Source organism: Pseudomonas sp. GCEP-101, assembly GCF_025133575.1.
In the GTDB taxonomy this organism is placed as follows: domain Bacteria; phylum Pseudomonadota; class Gammaproteobacteria; order Pseudomonadales; family Pseudomonadaceae; genus Pseudomonas; species Pseudomonas nitroreducens_B.
In genome coordinates this window covers 5,577,915-5,599,507 of sequence record NZ_CP104011.1, presented here as the reverse complement: position 1 = coordinate 5,599,507, position 21,593 = coordinate 5,577,915, and the positions used below count along the sequence as shown (strand labels likewise).

Genomic DNA, 21,593 nt, shown 5'->3' with positions numbered 1-21,593 from the left:
GGCAATCAGAGTGTTCTCGGCTGCCGGGTGACGAGGCGCACCAGCGCGCGTGCCACCTCACGGAATAGTCGGCCGGCGAAACTGAAATCACGCACACCGGTTTCATCGACATAGTCTTGCCAGTGTTGCTTCAGCGCTTGCAGCCGTGCGGGTTCCGCTTGCGCCAGATCGTGGATCTCGCCGGGGTCGCGGGTCAGGTCGTAGAGCTGCCAGCGCCCGGGGCCATCCGGCTTGGGGATGTACAACGCCTTCCAGTTGCCCTGGCGAATGGCGCGGGCGCGGAACAGTTCCCAGCCGGTGGTTTCGTCGGCGGCGTGCGGCGCCTGCGACTTGCCCTGGAGATAGCTCAGCAGCGAGCGGCCACGGATCGGCAGTATTTCGCGGCCCTGATAGTGGCTGACTGGGTGGGCGGTTCCGGCCAGCTCCAGCAGTGTCGGTACGATGTCCATCACGGTGGCGAAGTCGTGGCTGATGTCGCCTTGCCGATGCAAGCCTGGCCAGGTGATGAATGCGGGTACGCGAATCCCTCCCTGGCTGGTGAACAGCTTGTACTGGCGCGACGGCGCAGTGGCCGCCTGCGCCCAGCGCGGCCCGTACCAGACATAGGAGTTGGCGCGGCCGATATTCTCGACACGGTTGTCGTAGTGCTTGCCAATGAAGCGCTGGGCGCGTTTGCCGACGATGGGCAGCGCTTCGAGCGCGGCGCCCTCGGCACCGTTGTCCGAAAGAAAGATGACCAGGGTGTTTTCCAGCTCGCCCGTCGCGCGCAGATGGCTGACGACGCGGCCGACGTTCCAGTCCAGTCGTTCCACCATCGCCGCGTAGACTTCCATCGCTTTTGCGGATTGCCGCCTGCCGTCGTCGTCCAGCTCCTGCCAGTTCGGGGTGTCGGCGATGACAGGATGGGCCTCGACGTCCTCGCCGATCAGGCCCAGTTCCTTCAGGCGTCGCAGGCGCTGCTCGCGCAACGCATCCGGGCCGCTGTCGTAGCGCCCCTGGTATCGGTCGATCAGTTCGTCCGGCGCCTGCAGCGGGAAATGCGGAGCGGAGAAGGGCAGGTAGGCGAAGAAGGGGCAGTTGTCGTCCGGCTGGCGTTCGCGCAGATAGTCGAGCAGGCGGTCGGTGAAGGCATCGGACGAGTAGAAGCCCTCGGGCAGCGCCGTCAGCGGCTCGAGCCCCTCCCGGTAGGTGCCTTCTACGGTGTGCAGCAGGCGCGGCATCTTGTGCGCGGGCACCTCGGGCGACCAGCCATAGTGGTTGTGCGCGGCGCCTTCCAGGATGAAGGACCGCTCGAAGCCACGGGCCGCCGCCGAGGTCTCTGCGGTGCGCCCCAGGTGCCACTTCCCCGAGATCAGCGTGCGGTAGCCGGCGTCGCGCAACAGTTCGGCGAGGGTGACCACCCGCTGGTTCAGGTGACCTTCGTAGCCTGGGTGCTGGCGGATGGTTTCGTCGCTGAACTCCGCCATGGCCCCGATGCCGGCCAGGTGATGATCCGTGCCGGTGAGCAACATCGCGCGGGTGGGTGAGCAGGCGGATGCGGCGTGGAAATCGGTCAGGCGCAGGCCGGCGAAGGCCAGTTCGTCGAGGTGGGGCGTGTGGATCTCGCCGCCGAAGGCGCCGAGGTCGGAAAACCCCAGGTCATCGGCAACGATCAGCAGGAAGTTCGGGCGTTTGCTCATGGCGACTCGCGAAGAAAAGGGGATGGCCGGTGCTGGTGGGAAGCACATTAAGACCATTGCCGTACCGGCATGCCATTGCCTTCGGAGAATACTTTTCATGCCTTTGCGGCATGGCAACTGCGCTCAAACCGGGGGCCTGCCGATGGTTTTCTTCGGAGGGCGAAAGCCGATTCGCGGCGCGCGGCGGATCACCTTGTGCTGCAGCGCAACCGAAGGTGTCGCGATGGGTTGGACGTTGACCGCCGTTGCGACTACTCGACCTTCTGACACGCCCCGAGCGCCATGCCCTTGTGCTGAGCGGCGTGTTTAAGACAGGGTGACGGCGAGCGCGGTGCGCCCACCGTGACTTCTTCGCGAGATGGCGGTGGCGGGAAAGGACGCAGCCTCAGGAGCCTGCCACTAACGTCGCACTTGCGTCCTATGGCGCTCATCGCCCAGGTCAGATGACCTCCTGCTCCCGCAGGCTTGTGGCGCTCGACAGTGTGAAGCGGGCGATGTCGTCCTTGCGCAGGAATGCCACGCCCGGGTGCTGCTTGGCGTAGCCCAGGAACTCGTCCCACACCCGCGCCATCTGCGGCGTACCGCTGATACGGTCGTGTGCACTCAAGGACATCATCCGGCGACGGTTGCCCGCTTCCTCGTAGAGCTGGTCGAATTCCCCACGGATCTGTGCGAGGAACTGCTGCGGCGAGTAGTTGCGCCCCTCGACGAGGAGGATATCGTTATTGCGTAGGGTATAGGGCACCACCACGAAATCCTTGCCGTTGACCGACTCGATGAAGGGTTCGTCACGGCTGAGGTCGTCGATGTGATAGAGGTAGCCCAGCTCCTGCAACAACGACAAGGTGTTCGGCCCGCGCCGCAGCCAGTTGCAGTTGTAGCCCAGCGGACGTTGGCCAGTGACCTCTTCCACCATGTCCCGCGCGGCGATCAGGAAGGCGCGTTCTTCCTCCCGCGCCATGCCGTACTGCGCGCTCCAGCGCGGGCCATGGCCGGACGCTTCGTGCCCACGGCGGACGATCTCCCGCGCCAGTTCCGGGTGCTTTCGCGCCGCCTCGCCAATCATGTGTGAGGTGACCTTCACGCCGTGCTTGTCCCACACATCCAGCAGGCGTGGGATGCCCTCGCGGTAGCCATAGGCGAACCAGCTGTTCGCCGCCGCGTCGGCCTGCACGCTGGCGGGTAACTCGACCGCCGGGAACGGGCTGTCGGTGCCCTTGAGCGGCTGGCCGCCCGCCTCGAACTGCATCGAGATGGAAATCACCAAGCGGATATCGTCGGGCCAGAAGCCGCTCCTGCCCGACCGGGCCGAAGTGCCCCGCGGCGTGGCCGCACCCGCCACCGGAATTAGCGCAGCGCCTGCTGCCAGGGCGCCGACGCCGCCCAGGAAGGTGCGCCGGTTGAGGCCGGAAGTCATATCGTCCATACGTTCTCCTCAGCCCTTGATGGCGCCAAGCTGGCGCAGCAGGGTCAGGTTGTCTTCGAGGTGCCAGTTGTCGGCGATGCGGCCATCGACCACGCGGTAGATGTCGGTGGCGATGAAGTCCACCGCCTGGCCGTGGCCCTGGAGCTGCTCGAACCTGCCGCTGAAATGGCCACGGAAGCGCAGGTGCACGACCACGCGATCGCCGGCGACGAGCAACTGCTCGATGCGGCAATCAAGATCGGGAATTGCCGTGCGCATGACCTGGGAAGCCTGCAGCGGACCATCGAGACCTTGCTGGCGCCCCGCCGGCAGGGTGCGGTCGGTGAAGTTCCGGGCCAGCGCGGCGCGCGCCAGGGCAGGCTCCGAGGTACTCCAGAACGTGGCGTAGCGCCGCGCTGCCAACACCTGCGCGTCGCGCTGGGCGGCCGGCAGCGACGTGTCGGCGATGATCTGGGCGGGCTCGACGAGAGCGGTTTCAGCCTGCGCGTGCAGGACAGGTCCGCAAAGCAGGGCGAGGCTGGCGACGGCGAGACAGGGGATTTTCATGGCGGCTTCTCAAGGGTGGTTGGGACGCGGCCATTCTCTGTTGCCAGGATCATTGGAAATAGGCTATCTGGGTCGATGCATTCTTTCTGAAAAGCGAATAATCATCATGCTGGATAACCTCCCCGCCTTGGTCGCCTTCGACAGCATCGTTCGCACTGGCAGCCTCAGCGCGGCTGCCCGCGAGCTCGATCTGTCGCTCGCCGTGGTGAGCAAGCGCCTCGCGCAACTGGAGGCCAGCCTCGACGTGCGCTTGCTGCAACGCACCACCCGGCGGCAGACGCTGACCGACGAAGGCGTGCTGTTCCATGCCAGCGTGGTGCGCATCCTCGCCGAGCTGGAAAGCGCCGAGGCAACGCTCGGCCAACGCCGGCGGGTAGTCGGCGGGTTGTTACGCCTGGGTGCGCCGGTGGACTTCGGACGGCGCTGGATTGCGCCGATCGCCGCGGATTTCCAGCGCCTGCATCCGCAGCTTGAGGTGCAACTGGAGCTCAGCGACTCGGTGGCGAACCTGTTGCACGAGGGCCTCGACCTCGCCATTCGCGTGGGCAGCCTGCCTGACTCGTCGCTGATCGCCCGGCCACTGGCCGACAACTACCGGGTGCTCTGCGCCGCCCCGCGCTACTTGCACGAACACGGCGAGCCGCGCCATCCGGCCGAACTGGCCAGCCACCGGTGCCTGCTCAACAGCGGCCAAGCGGGCGGCGAATGGCGATTCAGCGGGCCGGATGGCGAAGGGGTTTCGGTGAAGGTGCGCGGTTCGCTGGTCAGCAACGACGGCGGCGTGGTGCAGGCCTGGGCGCTGGACGGCATGGGCATCGCCCTGAAGTCGATATGGGACGTGGGCGATGCGTTGGCGTCGGGCGAGCTTTGTCGCATCCTGCCCGACTACCGCGCCCGCGAGGCGCCGCTGCACGCGGTCTATCCCCATGCCGCGCACCTGGCGCCGCGGGTCAGGGAGTTCGTCGGGTATCTGCGTGAGCGACTGGTCAGCGCCTGGCGCTGGGACGCACAGAGCAGCTGACCTGACCACGGTCGCCCATCGAGCCGACCGCATCCGCCATCCACGTTGAAGGGCCCCCGACACTTGCTTAGGCGCCGCTTGAATGGCGGGGGCTCAGTTCACTGGCAGCGGATGACGGTGAATCGTGCTCCGGATAGGGCAGGTTCCGGAGCACGCTTGCGCGTCAGGCGTGAAGCAACACATCGAGCCTGCCCTGATGATCGAGACTGGCCAGGTCATCGAAACCGCCGACGTGCACATCGCCCACAAAAATCTGCGGGACCGTCCTGCGCCGGGATCGCTGCAGCATGTCCGCCAGATGCCGGGGCGACGCCTCGACATCGATTTCGACGGGCGTGACCCCTTTGCTCGCGAGCAGGCGCTTGGCATTCACGCAGTAGGGGCAGTGTTGGGTGGTGTAGATCGTCACCGGGTTCATGGTGGTGTCCTCTTCAGTGGGCCGACGGAGGAAAGTCGATGTCGGTCGTGGCGACGTTGTTCAGGTAGTTGGTCAGGGTCAACAACGTGACCTGGGCCACCACCTCCACGATCTTGCTGTCGCTCAGGCCGGCTTCGCGCGCCGCTGCGATCTGCTCGTCGCGCAACTGGCCGCGGCTTTCGGTGATCTGGCGCGCCAATGCGGCGACCGCACTGAGTGTGCCCTGACGGGCCTGGCTGATGGCCTCGTCGCTCAGGCCCGCCTTGGCGCCGAAGTAGCTGTGTGCGGCCAGGCAGTAGTCGCAGCCATTGATTTGCGACGTGGCGAGGGCAACCACTTCACGCTCGGCGGCGCTCAGCGAGCTTTTACCCAGGGCCTGGGCAAGGCCCAGGTAGCCGTTGAGTGCGGCCGGGGAGTGGGCCAGCGTCCCGAATGCGTTGGGGATGAAGCCGAGGCCTTTCCGGACGCCTTCGAGGGCCGCGCGTGAGGCAGCGGGGGCTTGGTCCAGCGAGAGAGCGGCAATGCGAGTCATGGTGATTCTCCAGTAGGTTGACCAACGGGTTTGTCGATCAGGTGTGGAGTTCATACTAGGGAGGCAGGCTTTCCTTTCGGCTTCAGATCGTCGAAGTTATGCAACAGATCGTCTAAACCTGAGCGCGCCATGGACCGACTGTCGACACTGCTCAAACACTTCAACCTGCACGCTTCCACGTTCCACCAGGGCGGGTTCTGCGGCACCGCCAGCCTCCAGGGGCAACACAGCGTCGGCCACGCGCATCTGCTGCGCTCGGGACGCCTGAGCGTCAAGGACAAGCGCGGCCAGCTCACCGAGCTGACGGAGCCCAGCCTGATCCTGGCCGTGCGCCCGCAGGAACATCAACTGGTGGCGAGCGAGGCCGATGCCGCCGAGCTGGTGTGCGCCACGCTGCAATTCGACGGCGGCGCCAACAATCCGCTGACCCTGGCGTTGCCGGATTTCATCATCAAGCCGCTGCGTGAACTGAATGGCCTGGATGGCACCCTCGACTGGCTGTTCAAGGAAGCCTTCGGTGACGAGTGCGGGCGGGACGTCGTCCTCAATCGCCTGTTCGAGCTGATGGTGATCCAACTGCTGCGCCACCTGCTCGCCAGCCGCAGCATCGCCTCCGGGATGATGGCAGGGTTGGCCAACGCTCAGCTGTCCCGCGCGCTCGTGGGGATGCACAACGAACCGCAGCGCAATTGGTCCGTGGCGGAACTGGCGGATCGTTCGGGCATGTCGCGGGCGAGCTTTGCCGCGCATTTTCGCCAGACCGTGGGCGTCACGCCGGCGGACTACCTGGCGAACTGGCGCATCAGCCTGACGCAGAAGCGTCTGCGCGAAGGCCGCCCCATCGCCCTGATTGCCGACGAGGTCGGATATGAAAGCCCGTCTGCGCTGGCCCGCACCTTCCGCCGCAAGGTCGGCGCAAGTCCCAAGCAATGGCTGCAGCAGAATGCGGGATAAGGCCCCGTCGACAGCGTGCTCGTTGCGGCACGCAGACCGGGAGCCAGGTGATCTGCTAGTCGTCGGCCAGGCTGGGCACGCTGGGCTGTTGTGCGTCGGTGCGTCGGTGCGAACGGCGAAAGTCATGCAGACCCCGCGGGCTGTAACTACGCTTAGGTCGCAATCAACGAAGTCGCTGGGCTGCAATGCCAAACAGCGCGAAATCGTCAAACCGCATAGCCCTCATGGCCGATGAGTAAGGAAACCGCGTGCTGCTGCGCTACGTGCTGATGCTGTTGCTGTTATTGGGCTGTAGTTCCTCGGTGGCCGCCACGTCAGGAGCCAAGCCCGGGCTGGCCAAGGATCGTGAGGGATACGCCGATGCAGCCAGTTGCATGGGCTGTCACAAGGAGCAGTCCGAGCAGTGGCAGGCGTCCGATCACGCATGGGCGATGCGCGACGCGACGGCGGGCAATGTCCTGGGCAACTTCGCCAACCAGAGTTTCGAGGAGGCCGGCGTCAGCGCCCGGTTTTATGAGAAGGGAGGGCGTTACTACGTCCGTACCGAAGGACGCGACGGCAAACCCGGTGACTTCCCGATCCAGTACACCTTTGGCCATTACCCGCTGCAGCAGTACCTCGTGGCATTCCCCAATGGTCATCTGCAGGCGCTGACCATTGCCTGGGACAGCCGGCCGAAAGAAGCCGGTGGGCAGCGCTGGTTCTCGCTCTATCCCGGGCAACGCTTCGCGCCGGATGATGCATTGCACTGGACCGGCCGCTTCCAGAACTGGAACGCCATGTGCGCCGATTGCCACTCGACCCGCCTGATGAAGCACTACGACGACAAGACCGATGCCTTCGCCACCACCTGGCAGGAGAAGACGGTCGGTTGCCAGGGCTGCCACGGCCCCGCCCAGGCGCATGTCGACTGGGCGAAGCAGAACAAGAGCCCAATCAAGACCTATGCCTCGGCGAAGGACATCGGCCTGCCGTTCGATTTCAAGTCCCTGGGTAGCAAGGAGCTGGTGGGCCAATGCGCCTTCTGCCATAGCCGCCGGCAGACGCTTGGCGTGGGCCAGCAGCCAGGGCACCCGCAGTTGGATGCGTCGTTGCCGGCGACCTTGCGCTCAGGGTTGTACCACGCGGACGGGCAGATCGATGGAGAAGTCTACGAGTTCGGCTCCTTCAGCCAGAGCAAGATGTACGCGGCCGGAGTGGCCTGCACGGATTGCCACAATCCGCACACCGGCAAGGTACGCATCGAAGGTAATGGCCTGTGTATGCAGTGCCACAACGCCAACCCGCCGGTGGCGCGTTTCCCCAGTCTGCAGGCGAAGAGTTACGACAGCCCTGAACACCATCATCACCCGGCGGGATCGCCTGGGGCCCAGTGCGTCAACTGCCACATGGCCAGCAAGACGTACATGGTGGTCGACCCGCGTCGCGATCATGATTTTCGTCTGCCGCGTCCTGACCTGGCCGAGCAGACGGGGGCTCCCGATGCCTGCACGGCCTGCCACCGCGACCAGAAGCCGGCCTGGGCGGCCAAGGCTATCGACGGCTGGTTTGCCTCGCCGAAGCGACCGAAGCACTATGGCGAGTCTTTCCATGCTGCACGCATGGGTGATCCCGCTTCGGTGAGCCTGCTGGGCGCGGTGATCGCCGATATCGGCAGCGCGCCTATTGTGCGGGCGACGGCAGCGCAGCGCCTGGCCGAACTGGGTCAGCCCGGGCTGACGACCCTGCGCTGGGCGCTCAACGATGACAGCGCGCTGGTTCGTGCCTACGCGATTCCCGGCTTCGCCCGCCTGCCGCCTGATGCCCGTGTCAGGCTGCTGCTTCCCCAGCTGGACGACAGCGCGCTGGCTGTCCGCGATGAGGCCGTCAAGGCGTTGGCCGACGTGCCGATCGAATCCATCCCCGCCGAGCGTCGCGCGGCGTTTTCCAGTCAACTGGCGGACTACGAGAAGCGTCTGCGCGGGAATGCCGACCTGCCCGGCGGGCGGCTGAACCTCGCGGTCTTCCTGCAGCGTCGCGGGGAGAGTGCGCAGGCCATCGAGCAATACCAACAGGCCTTGCGCCTGGACGCGCATTTCATCCCGGCGCGGGTCAACCTGGTGACGCTCTACAGCGGCTCCGAGCAGAGCAGCAAGGCGGAGCAGCTACTGCGTGAGGGGCTCTCCCTGGAAGGGTTGCCAGCCAGTGACCACGGCAATCTCGCCTACATGCTTGCGCTGTTGCTGGTGGAGCACGGCAACCCGGAGGAGGGCGTTAAATGGATGTCCACGGCGGCCGACGAGCTGCCGGGCAACGCCCGCGTTCGCTACAACCAGGGCCTGTTGCTGGCGCAGTTGCGGCGACCGGACGAGGCGGCGAGCGCATTGACCAAGGGACTGGAAAGCTCGCCCGATGACCCGGACCTGCTCTATGCGCTGATCTACCTGCATACCTCGGCTGGCCAGCTGGAGCAGGCCAGGGGCTATGTGCGGCGTTTGCAACAGGTTGCGCCGAACGACCCGCGTCTCGTACCGATCAACCGGCAGTGGGGTAACCCGGCGCAATGAGGGTTCAGCGGGGCGCGGATTTGAACCGAGGCTGCGATTGCAGGCGATGCTCGATGGGCGTCATGCCGAACCAGCGATGGTGGGCGCGGCAGAAGGACGTCGTCCGCCGATACCCCAGCTCCGCGGAAATCTGCGCAACGGTCAAGCCGGTTTCGCGCAGTAGCTGGGCTGCCTGCTGCCGGCGGATGCCATCGACGCGATCCTCGAAGTCCACTCCGCTGCTGGCCAGGCGTCGTTGCAGCGTTCGGGAGTTCATGCCCAACAGGTGCGCCACTGCCTCGAGCGAACAGCGACTCTTGGGCAGTAGCGCCTGGATATGGCGCTGTAGCTGAAGGAAGAGATTGTCCCCCGGCGTGCAGTGGGCATCCAGGTAAAACCTGACGATTTCATGCAGGGTGGCATCGGCCTGGTTGCAGGGTTGTTTGAGGTCCGAGGGGCGCAATACCAGGGCGTTGTGATCCTGGGCGAAGCTCACCGGGCAGTTGAAGTAGCGCTGGTAGGCTGCCAGATCCCCCAGCGGCTGATGCCGGAACAGGACCGCCTGCGGGCTGAACGACGCGCCGAGCAGTTCTGCAATCATCAGACGGCCATGCAGCACGGACTTTTCGACGATCTGCGGTATCTGCGTGCTGCAGGGCAGGGCGTTGTCGAAGTACAGCAGCGCGCGCCCGTTGCGCTGTTCCAGTCGGTAGTGAATCGATGGGCTATAGAGCCCCATGTAGCGCAATACCGCGACCAGGGCTTCGCCGACGGTTGCAGCCGTGCGGGCAAGGTGCTGGAGCGGGCCCAGCAAGGTCGAGCCTTGCCGGGTGGCCAGTTCCAGGCCAAGCGCGGGCATCTGCAAGGCATCTGCGCTGCCTTCGAAGATCTGCACCAGGCTCTTGTAGGAAAGGGTTTTCTCGTAGTCGCCGACCACATCCAGGCTGACCCGGTGCGGGGAAAGATGGTCGCGCAGTGACGCGCCTCGCTCGGCGAGCAGTTCGCCGAACTGCAGGAAGGCGGTTCCGCGGATGCTGTCCATGGCTGTCCCCGCAGCAGGGTGGTGCGAAACGGGCGCCCGTTACGGCGCCCTGTCCGTTACTTGTGCTTGAGCTGCTCGAAGGACTTGAGCATGTCCCGCGCCCAGCCATCGAGCACCGCCTTGGCGTCATTGGCGGACATGACCTGGGAGGAATTCTCCAGTTCGGTGCCGGCCCCCTTGCGCACCACTTCGGCGACCACGCTGCCGTCGCTCCCGCTGAGGAACGCGGCCTCGGTGGCGATGCTGGTGTCCTGGTCGCGAATCCCCGTGGCGGTGCTGACGCCGGCGGCGATCAGCGCGATGGGGATTACTTCATAGGGTTGCAGGCCTTTGGTCGAGGCGCTGACGGCGGTGATCGCCGGGCGCACGATCAGCACGCCCGGGCCGGGGCCGCTGGCCAGGGGCAATGCCTTGGCAAACTGGGTTTGCAGCGCCTGGTCATAGTATTTCGTGATGCCGTCCAGGGTGCTCTGGGGAATCTTCTGGGTGGGCTGCGGCTGCGGGTACAACTGGCTCGGTTCGACGTACACGCTGGTGAACTGGCTGACGTCGATGCCCGGTTTGATCCAGCGCATCACCGCGGCTCCCGAGGGCGACTTTTCTTCCTTGAGCACGCTGTAGTCCTTGAGGAAGCCCGAGTACTGTTCAGGCTCCACGTACTTGCTTGCACAGCCAGACAGCATCAGGGATGCCAGGCACAGCGAGACCGCTAACGACTTCAACTGCATGGAGTTGCTCCTTGTGTTCGAGACGGCGGGTAGGTTGGCTTATGGAATTTCTGCTCCGGCGCTAGAAGCGCCAGGTGACGCCCGCACCCAGTACGTGCAGCGCGGCATCCTTGTAGGTACCTGACAAGGTGTTTCCGGATCGTGACTTGGTCTGTTCGACATCCAGGTCGCCCAGCCACATGAGCGTGTAGGCGGCATGTACGTCCATGCCGTCACCCAGGTCGTAGTTGACACCCGTGGCCAGGCGCCAGATGGCCCCGGCGGGGTTGTCCACGGTGCGATCGCTGTCGTCGACCATGGCGCTGTCGTAGCCCACGCCCATGCTCCAGCGCAGTCGAGGGGTGGACTGGTATTGCGCGCCCACCGAGGCGTGCCAGGAGTCCTTGTACTGGCGGTCCACCGTGGTACTGGTTCCGGCGTTGTCGGTGTCCACTTCGACGCCGATCTTCCCGAAGTCGCTCCAGTCCTGCCAGCCCAGGCTCCCCAGCAGCGTCCATTGCGCGTCCAGCTCGTGGGCCACGCTGAACAGCACGGTCTGCGGGATATTCATGTCCAGCTCCAACTGATCGACGCTGGTACGACGCAGGGCCGCGTTGAGCAGGGGATTGGTGATGTTCTTGAGCTGCGGGCGATCCTCGAATTCGAACTTCACCTTGCTGGTATACGCAAGCCCCAGGCGTGTCTGGGCAGTGAGGTGGTAAAGCAGGCCGATGTTGAAGCCGGCGGCCACGTCGGTGTCCTTGTAGCGCAGTTGGCCATCCGGGCGATCCACCAGACCCAGCACGCTGTTGTTCACGGCCACCTCGGTGCGGTAGTAGCCATAGACGATGCGCGGGCCGATGCCGATGGACAGGTCGTCGGTGAACTTGTGCGCGAGGGTCGGCTGGAAGGAGACGCCGATCAGCGTGGACTCCTGGGTGAAATAGCGGCCAGCCCAGTCATCGTCATAGTCCACGGCCAAGCCGAAATTGCCGTAGGTGCCAAAGCCGATGGCGCTGCGCTCATCGATTTGGTGGCTGATGAAGAAGCTGGCGCCAGGCAGGTATTCCAGTGCATTGCCGCCTTCGTTGCCGCTGAACTGGTTGTCTGCATCGCGGGAGAATTGATAGTGGCCGAAGATCACCTGGCCATTGAGATTCACCTGGGTGCCCTTGAGCTCGGTGATGCCGGCGGGATTGCTCATCAACACGCTCGGGTCCCGCGCCAGGGCCGCGGCGCCGGCGTTGGCCAGCCCGTTGCCTTCCTGGCCGGCTTCATAGATCAGCAGGTCGGCGGCGCGAGCCTCGGCTCCTGCCAGCGCAAGAGCAGATAACGTGAGGGCTGTCGCGAGGGGGCAATAGCGTGATGCAGGCTTCCTGTGCATGGGCTTCCTCTGCCAAAGCGTGTGGGCGCTCGCGTGAAATCGCGTTCCACCATGGCGCTGTCCCCCGGCACCGCTGAACTCCCCGAGGCTTGCGCGGTGACGTAGACCAGCCTAGATGCTGCCTGCCGTTGTGCAACCGCGGTGCTGTCGTTCTCGCTGTCGTCCTGTTCATTTCACGACAAGTGCCATCATGGCGCGGCGTTTCACAGAAGCTACAGTTACCTCGCAGGCCGTGGCACGGCAGTGTGCGGGGTAGATCCAGCACGCCTACGGCAGGGAAACCGAAACGACGGAACAAGGAACAAGCCGTGTCCATCCGAGAACAGATTTCAGGTCTGGAAGCTGCCGTGTCGGCGCAGGTTCTGGGCCAGCGGGAGACCGTCCGGCATATTTTGCTGGGGCTCCTGGCCAATGGTCACGTCCTCCTGGAAAGTCTCCCCGGCCTTGCCAAGACCCGCACCGTGAAGGCGCTGGCAACGCATCTGGATGCGCGCATGAGCCGCGTGCAGTTCACGCCCGACCTGTTGCCATCGGACATCACCGGCGCCGAAATCCTCCAGCAGACCGAGCAGGGCAACCAGCTCAAATTCCAGCCGGGGCCGCTGTTCGGCAACGTCATCCTCGCCGACGAGATCAACCGCGCACCGGCCAAGGTGCAGGCGGCGTTGCTCGAAGCCATGGAGGAACGCCAGATCACCGTGGCCGGGCAGACCCACCGCATGCCGGGGCTGTTCATGGTGCTGGCGACGCAGAACCCCATCGAGCAGGAAGGCACCTATCCGCTGCCCGAGGCGCAGATGGACCGCTTCCTGATGAAGCTGCTGATCGACTACCCACGGGTCGAGGACGAATCCCGCGTACTGCAACTGGTGCGCGCCGAGGAGCGCAGCCAGCAGTCCGGCGGGGCGCGCGAGGCCATCACGCCGCTCGCGCAGGACGCCGTGTTCGCCGCGCGCCAGGAGGTGGGCGACGTGCATGTGTCCGAGGCCATCGACCGCTACCTCATCGACCTGATCCACGCCACGCGCCGTCCCGCCGATTACGACGCGGACCTCGCCCGCTGGCTGAAGGTCGGTGCCAGCCCGCGTGGCGGCATCAGCCTGGACCGAGTGTCCCGCGCCCACGCCTGGATGGCCGGCAACGACTACGTAACGCCCGACGACGTGCGCGCCGTCGTGCACCCCGTCCTGCGCCATCGCCTGCTGCTGTCCTATGACGCCGTTGCCGATGGCGTCGGGGCCGATCAGGTGATTGACCGGCTGCTCGACACAGTGGCGATCCCGGCCTGAGGAGATGCCCATGACCGATGCGCAGCCGGTAGCCGATGGGCATGTCTATGCGTCCCTGCAGCAGCTGATGCTGCTGGAGCATCGCGTGCGCGGCCTGAGCTTTCTGTCGCGGCAACCGTTGTCCAGCGTGCTCTCCGGCAGCCATGCGGCGCGTCTGCGCGGACGTGGGCTGAGCTTCGACGAGCTGCGCCAGTACAACCCCGGCGACGACCTGCGGCACCTCGACTGGCGTGCCTCGCTGCGCTACGGCAAGCCCTTCGTGCGCAGCTACACCGAGGAGCGCGACCGGCCGACCCTGCTGCTGGTGGACCAGCGCATGAGCATGTACTTCGGCTCCCGGCTCAGCTTCAAGTCGGTGCTCGCCGCGGAACTGGCTGCCCTCGGCGGCTGGATGGCGCTGCAGGCCGGCGACCGGGTCGGCGGCCTGGTGTTCGGCGACCACGACATCGAGTACGTCCGCCCCCTGCGCAGTCGGGCGCGGGTGGAGGCGCTGTGTGCGGCCGTAATCCGGCGCAACCGCTCGCTGCATGCCACGCGCAGCGACGAAGGCTCGCCCGGGCAACTCGACCGTGTGTTGCGCCAGTGCCTGGGCGTGGCCGGCCACGACAGCCTGGTGGTGATCATCAGCGACTTTGCCGGTGTGACCGAACAGACGCTGCAACTGCTGCGGCAGCTGAGCGCGCACAACGACGTGCTGGCCCTGCAGGTCTTCGATCCCATTGCCCTGAAGCTGCCCGACAAGGGACGGGTGACCGTTACCCAGGGCGAGCTGCAGGTGGAGTTGGAAGTCGGCCGGCGCCAGGTCCACCGGCCATTGGGCGAGTTTCTTTCCGGGCGGCTTAAGGACGTGGCGACCCTGCTGCGTCGCAGCCAGGTGCCGCTGATGATTTTCAGCAGCGGGCGCGACAGCCTGGAGCAGTTGCGTGGCGAGCTGGGACGGCTGGCGCGATGAGCGTGCCGAGCATCGATCAACTCCAGGAGCTGCCGCCGCCGCCTTCGTCGGTCAGCTATTGGCCGCAGACCTGGGCCTGGGTGTGGCTCGCAATCGTCCTGCTGCTGCTCTTGGCGGCATGGGGATTCTGGCGTTACCGGAAATGGCAACGTGATCGCTACCGGCGCGAAGCACTGGCCCTGCTCGATGAACTGGGCGTCGGCGCACGGGACCCTGCCCATCGATTGGCCGCGCTGCGCCAGGTGCCGGTTGTGGTCAAGCGTGTGGCCCTGTCGATGCCCGATGGCGCGGCGGCTGCGCCCCTGAGCGGCGCCGACTGGCAGGCTTTTCTCCAGGCGCGCAGCCCGGCAGCGCTGCCGGCTGATCTGGGGCGGCAGCTGACGCTGCTGGCGTACGCGCCTGACGCCAGGGTGGCGAGCATGGACGAGCAGGAAGTGCACGACCTGCTGTCGGCCTGCCGGCGATGGATCGAGGTGCACCGTGTGGCAGCTTGAGTACCCCTGGGTGCTGCTCCTGCTGCCCTTGCCCTGGCTGGCCTGGCGCTACCTGCCGGCCTACCGCGAGTCGCGTAGTGCGCTGCGGGTGCCGTTCTTCGCCGCCATGAGCCACGCGGTGGGCCAGGAGCCTACCCGCGGTGGTGGCGCGGGCGGTCGCTGGCAGCTGCCGCTGAATCTACTGGTGTGGGCATTGCTGCTGATGGCTTGCGCGCGCCCGATGCTGGTGGAGAAACCCATCCAGCGCGTGCAGCCGATCCGCGACCTGATGCTGGCCATCGACATCTCGCAGTCCATGGAGACCAGCGACTACCGCGATGCCGCCGGCAACCGGGTGGACCGCCTGAGCATCGTCAAGGGGGTGGTGCGCGACTTCATCGGCCAACGCAAGGATGACCGTATCGGCCTGATCGTCTTCGGCACCGGCGCCTTCGCCCAGTCGCCGCCGACCCTGGATCACGCCAGCCTGTTGATGTTGCTGGACGAGGTGGGCATCGGCATGGCCGGGCCCAATACCGCGCTGGGCGACGCCATCGGCCTGACCCTCAAGCTGGTGGAGAGCACGCCGGAACAGCAAAAGGTGCTGATCCTGCTCACCGACGGCAACGACACCGGCAGCGCCATCACGCCGAGTCATGCGGCGGTCATGGCCCGCGAGCGGGGCGTGGTGGTGCACACCATCGGCATCGGCGACCCTGAGGCCAGTGGCGAATCGAAAGTGGACCTGCAGACCCTGCGCGATATTGCTCGGACCACTGGCGGGCGCTTCTTCCGGGCGGGTGACCGCGAGGCGCTGCGGGAGGTCTACGCGACGCTGGACAGGATCACCGCGCACCAGGTGAAAACCCTCAGCCACCAGCCCAAGCGCGACCTGTTCTGGCTACCGCTGGGCGCTGCGCTTGCGTTGTTGCTGGTGGCGCATGGTCTGGCGGCCATCGCCGGCCGGCTGGCGGTGCCCGGCGCGGCGCAGGGCGGCCAGGAGGCGGAGGGCCGATGAACATCGATCTCAGCGCCTTCCATTTCCTCCGCCCGGGGTGGCTGCTGCTTCTGCTGCCGGGCCTTTTGCTGCCGTGGCTGTGGCGCCGCCGTCACGACCTGGCGCGGCGCCTGGACGGGATTATCGCCCCCCACCTGCTGCAGCACCTGGTGATCACCCCGGTCGACCAGCACCGCGTGCGCCCAGCGCAACTGCTGGGCGCCATCCTGGTGATGGGGGGCGTGGCCGCTGCCGGGCCGACCTGGAAGCAGGATCGCCCGGCCTTCCTGGAGAACCGCGCGCCGCTGATCCTGGCGCTGGACCTCTCGCCTTCGATGGCCGCCAGCGATGTACCGCCTTCACGCATCGAGGCGGCCAAGCACAGGCTGCACGACCTCATTGCCCGCCGGGCGGGCAGCCCCACTGCACTGATCGCCTACGCCGGCAGCGCGCACCTGGTGCTGCCCGCGACCGAGGACGCAGCGCTGCTCGACAGCTTCCTTCAGGCACTGGCGCCGGGGCTTATCCAGCGCAGCGGCAAGGATGCGCTGGGCGCTATCGGGATCGCCAAGCGACTGCTGGATGCCGAGCAGTCGCCGGGCACCCTGGTGCTACTGACCGATGGCGCCGACAAGGACCAATTCGACGCGATCGACAAGGCCCTGCGCGGCAGCGATCTGCAGGTACTGGTCTTGGCGGTCGGCAGCCAGGATGGCGGGCTGCTTGCCGGTGGCCAGCAGGATGCGGCGGGGCGCCCCTTGCTAGCCACCTTCGATGCCGAAAGCCTGAAGGGACTGGCGGACGCTGCGGACGCGCCACTGGGCAGCCTGACCTTGAGCGATGACGATCTGGACTGGATCGAGCTGCATGCCCAGCAGCATTTCGAGGCCGCCCAGGGCGATGAACAGCAACTGCACTGGCAGGACGCCGGCTACTGGTTGTGCTGGCCCTTGCTGCTGCTCGCCCTGCTGAGCCTGCGAAAGGGCTGGAAGGTCCACTGGCTGGGCGCGCTGCTGCTCGCCGCCAGCCTCGTTAGTGCGCCGCAGCCGGCGCGCGCCGGGGCGCTGGCCGATGCCTTCTTCACTGCCGATCAGCAGGGGCGCTGGGCGTTCGAGCACGGGCACTACGCGCAGGCAGCCGCGCAGTTCCGTGATCCGTTCTGGAAGGGCGTGGCTGCCTACCATGCAGCGGATTACCCCTTGGCCCTGGCCAGCTTCGCCCGGCTGGATTCGGCGCAGGCGTACTTCTATCTGGGCAATACCTATGTGCGCCTGTCGAAGTTCGACCAGGCCATCGGCGCCTATCGCCAGGCGCTGGCGCGGCAGCCGGAGTTCCCGCAGGCCACGGCAAACCTGGCATTGGCGCTGGCCTTGCAGAAAGATCGCGAGGACCAGCAAGAGGCCGGCCCGCCCGATGAGAAGCCCGACCAGGAAGTCTTCGACAACACCGCAGGCAAGGGCAAGGATGTGCCGCGCAACGACGCCCAGGCCGAGTCGGACGAGCAGTGGCTGGACAACCTGAGCACCTCGCCGGCGCAGTTCCTGCGCCGCAAGTTCAGTCTGCAGGATGCCGCAGCAGGAGCCGGCTCATGAGACGCGCCCTGATGTTGCTGTTGCTCTGCCTGCCGTTGTTCGGGCTGGCTGACGAGCCCGAGGTGAAGGTCCGTACCCGGTTGTTGCCCAGCGACAGCGTGATGGTCGGCGGTACGCTCCATCTCCAGGTCGATCTGCTGGTGGACACCTGGTTCAGCCAGCCGCCGCAGTTGCCGCCGCTCAAGCTGTCCGGCGCGGTGGTCTCCGAGCCGGCCAGCGAGGCCACGCACCTCACCGAGAAGGTCGACGGCAAGACCTTCTTCGGCCTGCGCTTCTACTACCAGATCACTCCACAGTCGGCACGCGGCTTCGACATCCCACCGCTGGATATCCGGGTGCTGCCGGGGCAGGGCAGTGGTCCGGTGCAGGTGCACAGCCAGCCGCTGCATTTCACCGCCAGCCAGCCCGCCGGCGTCGCTGCGGACGCGGCACAACGGCTGGTGGCGAGCAGGGTCAACGTCAGCCAAAAGCTCACGGCCTCGCACGATCCGCTGCGCGTGGGGGATAGCGTGACGCGCACAGTGCATATCCGCGCCGAGGACGCCCAGGCCATGCTGATCCCCGCGCCGGTATTTGCCGACGTCGAGGGACTGCGGCGCTATGTGCAATCGCCCACCGTGCAGCCGCTGAGCGACGGCCGTGGCGGCGTGTTGGGCGGCGAACGCATGGATGCGGTGACCTACGTGATCAGCCGGCCCGGCGACTTCCAGCTTCCCGCCATCGAGGTGCACTGGTGGGCGGCTGACAGCGGCACGCAGCAAACGGTGTCGATCCCGAGCCTCACTCTGTCCGCCACCCAGGCGGCGGTTTATGACGCGCCATTTTCAATCAGCGACGATCTGCGCGAGCTCGGGCGCAAGGCGCAGGTGCGCATCGCCAGTCACTGGCTGGCGCTGGCCGCCGCGCTGGTGCTGCTGGCGGCACTCGCCTATGCCGTGCGTGCCTGGGGCGGAGCAGTGCGCGCCGTTATCGTGAGCGCTGCCAGGCGTCGTCGCCAGGCTTGGCGCGCATCGCCGGCTTACGCCTGGCGCCAGGTCCGTGGCCAGCTCAAGGACGACTCACCACAGCTGGGCGCGCTGTATATCTGGCTTCGTCGGACAACCGGTTGTCGTGAAATGAGTACGGCAATTTTTGAGCGTTCCGTCAAATCCGGCAAACCTTTGCTAGCGTTTCTCAGGGCGCGCTACGAGCGCTCGGCCGGGCAGCCGGTCGGGGGGGTAAAACCCGTGATACGGGCATTGCCGCACCTTCGCCGGGAAATGGACCAGAGCAAGCCGGCCAGCGTGCCTGCCCATGCCCTCAAACCGCTGAATCCGTGATCCAGGGATGTGACATGCATTCGAACCTCGCTCAACCGATAGTCCGCTGGATGCTCCTGTTGCTCGTGGGCATACCGCTCTTGGCACAGGCTGCGGACGAACTGCCGTCGTGGAACAACGGAGCCTCGCGCGAGGCGATCATCGCCTTCGTGAAGGCGGTGACCGAGGAGGGCGGCAAGGACTTCGTGCCGCCGGCCGAGCGCATCGCCGTGTTCGACAACGACGGCACGCTGTGGAGCGAGCAACCGATGTATTTCCAGGTGCTGTTTGCCCTTGACGAGGTGAAGCGGCAGGCGCCGCAGCATCCGGAATGGAAGCAGAAGCAACCGTTCAAGGCGGTGCTCGAAGACGATCACAAGGCCCTGGCCGACAGTGGCATGCGGGGCATTCTGACGATAGTCGCCGCCACCCATTCAGGTGTGAGCACCGACGAGTTCATCGCCAATGCGCGCCGCTGGCTGGCCAGCGCCAGGCATCCACGCAGCCACAAGCCGTACACCGAGATGGTGTTCCAGCCGATGCTGGAGCTGCTGGGCTACCTGCGCGCCAACGGCTTCAAGACGTACATCGTCTCCGGCGGAGAAGTGGCGTTCATGCGCGCCTTCGCCGAAGAGGTCTATGGCATTCCGCCCGAGCAGGTGATCGGCACCACCCTGGGCAGTCGCTTCGAGGATCGCGACGGTCAGCTTTCCATCCAGCGTCTTTCCAAGCTGGTGCACAACGACGACGGCCCCGGCAAGCCGGAGAGCATCGACAGCATCATCGGCCGCCGGCCCATCCTGGCGTTCGGCAACTCCGACGGCGACCTGCAGATGCTGCAGTGGACCGCTGCCGGCAAGGGCCTGCGCTTCGCCGGGCTGGTGCACCACACCGACGACAAGCGCGAGTGGGCCTACGACCGGGAGAGCAAGGTCGGGCGCCTGGACAAGGCGCTCGACATGGCGAAGAACAAGGACTGGGTGGTAGTGGACATGGCAAGGGAGTGGAAGCGGATCTATCCGTTCGACCAGTAAGACACCAACAAGCAACACCGCAGGGACACGGGGATTTCCAGCCAGGCAGTCGGCATCTCCAGTGAACGTAGTCGTGGCATACGACCAGTAACTGGAATGGAGAAACACCAATGAAGCGCACGGGAAGATGGATATCGCAGTTCGCCCTCGCGGCGACGGCGATAGTGGGGTGCTCGGTCGCCACTGCGGCGGACAAGCCGAACATCCTGGTGATATTCGGCGACGATATCGGTCAGACCAACATCAGTGCCTACGCGTTCGGCGTGGTCGGCTACCAGACGCCGAACATCGACCGCATCGCCAAGGAGGGCATGATGTTCACCGACTACTACGCGGAGAACAGCTGCACCGCCGGCCGCTCGACCTTCATCACCGGGCAGTCGATCCTGCGCACCGGTCTCTCGAAGGTGGGCATGCCGGGCGTACCGGTGGGCCTGCAGGACCGTGACGTGACCATCGCCCAGGCACTCAAGGCTCACGGTTACGCCACCGGGCAGTTCGGCAAGAACCACTTGGGTGACCGCGACGAGTACCTGCCGACCAAGCACGGCTTCGACGAGTTCTTCGGCAACCTGTATCACCTCAATGCCGAGGAGGAGCCGGAGCGCCCGTACTGGCCCAAGGATGACGAAGCCTTCATCAAGGCCGCCTCGCCGCGCGGGGTGATCCATTCCACCGCCGACGGCAAGATCGAGGACACCGGCGCCCTGACCAGCAAGCGCATGGAGACCATCGACGACGACACCACCCAGGCCGCGATCAACTTCATGGACAAGCAGGTCAAGGCCGACAAACCCTTCTTCGTCTGGATGAACACCACGCGCATGCACGCCTTCACCCATGTGCGTGATTCGATGAAGGGCCAGAGCGGCATGGCCGGCAACGACTATGCCGATGGCATGCTCGAGCACGACGGCGACGTCGGCAAGCTGCTCAAGGCGGTGGATGACCTGAAGATCGCCGACAACACCATCGTCATCTACACCACCGACAACGGGCCGAACCAGTGGTCCTGGCCGGATGCGGCGACTACGCCGTTCCGCAACGAGAAGAACTCCAACTGGGAGGGCGCCTACCGGGTGCCGGCGATGATTCGCTGGCCGAACCATGTGAAGCCAGGCTCCGTCTCCACCCAGATGTTCTCCGGGCTGGACTGGTTCCCCACCTTGCTGGCCGCCATTGGCGACACCGATATCAAGGAGCGCCTGCTCAAGGGGGCGGATATCGGCGGTAAGAACTTCAAGGTGCACCTCGACGGGTACAACCAGCTGGACTATCTGACTGGCAAGACCGACAAGAGTGCACGCCGCGAGTTCTACTACTTCAACGATGAGGCCGAGTTGGTGGGGATGCGCTTCGACGACTGGAAGATCGTCTGGTGCGAGCAGCGCGCCCCTGGCGGCTTGCAGGTCTGGAGCGAGCCCTTCACCTGCCTGCGCGTACCCAAGCTGTTCAACCTGCGCATGGACCCCTACGAGCGGGCGGACGTCGTCTCCGACCAGTACTACGACTGGCTGACCAAGAACGACTACCTGCTCTTCCAGGGTACGCGCAAGGCCGCGGCCTTCCTGCAGACCTTCGTCGATTATCCGCCGAGCCAACGCCCGGCCAGCTTCAGCATCGACCAGATCCGCAAGGACGTGGATGCGAAGATCGAAGCGAAGATGAAGCAGGGCGCCAAGTAGTGAGCGATAACCAGGGCGCCCGGATCGGGGCGCCCGACT

At 65.7% G+C, this 21,593-nt stretch carries 19 protein-coding genes; 11 read left to right on the top strand and 8 right to left on the bottom strand.

All coding sequences use genetic code 11. The features are described from left to right. Positions 1-5: 5 nt before the first annotated feature. The 3 genes from N0B71_RS25215 to N0B71_RS25205 all read right to left on the bottom strand — a co-directional run bounded on the left by N0B71_RS25215 (position 6) and on the right by N0B71_RS25205 (position 3,651). Positions 6-1,679 (bottom strand): arylsulfatase, encoded by a 1,674-nt coding sequence (locus tag N0B71_RS25215; RefSeq protein WP_259755664.1) that lies wholly within the window; start codon positions 1,677-1,679, stop codon positions 6-8. A gap of 439 nt (positions 1,680-2,118) precedes the next feature. After that, positions 2,119-3,096 carry a polysaccharide deacetylase family protein gene (locus N0B71_RS25210; protein ID WP_442964695.1) on the bottom strand — a complete coding sequence of 326 codons (978 nt, stop codon included), beginning with the start codon at positions 3,094-3,096 and terminating at the stop codon, positions 2,119-2,121. 18 nt (positions 3,097-3,114) lie between these two features. After that, positions 3,115-3,651, bottom strand: coding sequence for an ester cyclase (locus N0B71_RS25205; protein WP_259755662.1), 537 nt, complete (start codon positions 3,649-3,651; stop codon positions 3,115-3,117). 106 nt (positions 3,652-3,757) lie between these two features. Here N0B71_RS25205 and N0B71_RS25200 point away from each other — a divergent pair, with 106 nt between their 5' ends. Continuing rightward, positions 3,758-4,672, top strand: coding sequence for a LysR family transcriptional regulator (locus tag N0B71_RS25200; protein WP_259755661.1), 915 nt, complete (start codon positions 3,758-3,760; stop codon positions 4,670-4,672). Positions 4,673-4,835: 163 nt separating this feature from the next. Here N0B71_RS25200 and grxC read toward each other — a convergent pair whose 3' ends face one another. Then, positions 4,836-5,090 (bottom strand): glutaredoxin 3, encoded by a 255-nt coding sequence (grxC, locus tag N0B71_RS25195; RefSeq protein ID WP_259755659.1) that lies wholly within the window; start codon positions 5,088-5,090, stop codon positions 4,836-4,838. A 13-nt stretch (positions 5,091-5,103) separates the two neighbouring features. Then, on the bottom strand, positions 5,104-5,622 hold the full coding sequence (locus N0B71_RS25190; RefSeq protein ID WP_259755657.1) for a carboxymuconolactone decarboxylase family protein: 519 nt from the start codon (positions 5,620-5,622) through the stop codon (positions 5,104-5,106). Between the two features lie 129 nt (positions 5,623-5,751). Here N0B71_RS25190 and N0B71_RS25185 point away from each other — a divergent pair, with 129 nt between their 5' ends. Together N0B71_RS25185 and N0B71_RS25180 are read left to right on the top strand one after the other, a co-directional pair. Beyond that, on the top strand, positions 5,752-6,576 hold the full coding sequence (locus N0B71_RS25185; RefSeq protein ID WP_259755656.1) for an AraC family transcriptional regulator: 825 nt from the start codon (positions 5,752-5,754) through the stop codon (positions 6,574-6,576). Between the two features lie 269 nt (positions 6,577-6,845). Next, positions 6,846-9,122 carry a tetratricopeptide repeat protein gene (locus tag N0B71_RS25180; protein ID WP_259759676.1) on the top strand — a complete coding sequence of 759 codons (2,277 nt, stop codon included), beginning with the start codon at positions 6,846-6,848 and terminating at the stop codon, positions 9,120-9,122. 4 nt (positions 9,123-9,126) lie between these two features. Here N0B71_RS25180 and N0B71_RS25175 read toward each other — a convergent pair whose 3' ends face one another. From N0B71_RS25175 to N0B71_RS25165, 3 genes are all read right to left on the bottom strand, one after another. Further along, the gene (locus tag N0B71_RS25175) at positions 9,127-10,143 is read right to left on the bottom strand and encodes an AraC family transcriptional regulator (protein WP_259755654.1); all 1,017 of its coding nucleotides are present in this window, start codon (positions 10,141-10,143) and stop codon (positions 9,127-9,129) included. Between the two features lie 56 nt (positions 10,144-10,199). Beyond that, positions 10,200-10,871: a DUF3313 domain-containing protein gene (locus N0B71_RS25170; protein ID WP_259755652.1), complete on the bottom strand. Its 672-nt coding sequence runs from the start codon at positions 10,869-10,871 to the stop codon at positions 10,200-10,202. A gap of 61 nt (positions 10,872-10,932) precedes the next feature. Next, positions 10,933-12,234, bottom strand: coding sequence for an OmpP1/FadL family transporter (locus tag N0B71_RS25165; protein WP_259755650.1), 1,302 nt, complete (start codon positions 12,232-12,234; stop codon positions 10,933-10,935). A gap of 308 nt (positions 12,235-12,542) precedes the next feature. Here N0B71_RS25165 and N0B71_RS25160 point away from each other — a divergent pair, with 308 nt between their 5' ends. From N0B71_RS25160 to N0B71_RS25125, 8 genes are all read left to right on the top strand, one after another. Further along, entirely contained in the window at positions 12,543-13,523 is a 981-nt protein-coding gene (locus tag N0B71_RS25160; protein ID WP_259755648.1) for an AAA family ATPase, read from the top strand. Positions 13,524-13,533: 10 nt separating this feature from the next. After that, positions 13,534-14,475, top strand: coding sequence for a DUF58 domain-containing protein (locus N0B71_RS25155; protein ID WP_259755647.1), 942 nt, complete (start codon positions 13,534-13,536; stop codon positions 14,473-14,475). Then, positions 14,472-14,969 (top strand): DUF4381 domain-containing protein, encoded by a 498-nt coding sequence (locus N0B71_RS25150; protein ID WP_259755645.1) that lies wholly within the window; start codon positions 14,472-14,474, stop codon positions 14,967-14,969. The genes N0B71_RS25155 and N0B71_RS25150 overlap by 4 nt, the downstream gene beginning before the upstream one ends. Continuing rightward, positions 14,956-15,966 (top strand): VWA domain-containing protein, encoded by a 1,011-nt coding sequence (locus tag N0B71_RS25145; RefSeq protein WP_259755644.1) that lies wholly within the window; start codon positions 14,956-14,958, stop codon positions 15,964-15,966. The genes N0B71_RS25150 and N0B71_RS25145 overlap by 14 nt, the downstream gene beginning before the upstream one ends. Continuing rightward, on the top strand, positions 15,963-17,537 hold the full coding sequence (locus tag N0B71_RS25140; RefSeq protein ID WP_259755643.1) for a VWA domain-containing protein: 1,575 nt from the start codon (positions 15,963-15,965) through the stop codon (positions 17,535-17,537). Before N0B71_RS25145 ends, N0B71_RS25140 begins: the two co-directional genes overlap by 4 nt. Next, a complete protein-coding gene (locus N0B71_RS25135) occupies positions 17,534-18,856 on the top strand; it encodes a hypothetical protein (protein ID WP_259755642.1) in 1,323 nt (440 codons plus the stop codon). The genes N0B71_RS25140 and N0B71_RS25135 overlap by 4 nt, the downstream gene beginning before the upstream one ends. Positions 18,857-18,870: 14 nt before the next feature. Next, positions 18,871-19,869, top strand: coding sequence for an HAD family hydrolase (locus N0B71_RS25130; protein ID WP_259755641.1), 999 nt, complete (start codon positions 18,871-18,873; stop codon positions 19,867-19,869). 110 nt (positions 19,870-19,979) lie between these two features. Further along, positions 19,980-21,554 (top strand): arylsulfatase, encoded by a 1,575-nt coding sequence (locus tag N0B71_RS25125; protein ID WP_259755640.1) that lies wholly within the window; start codon positions 19,980-19,982, stop codon positions 21,552-21,554. The last annotated feature ends 39 nt before the right edge of the window (positions 21,555-21,593 follow it).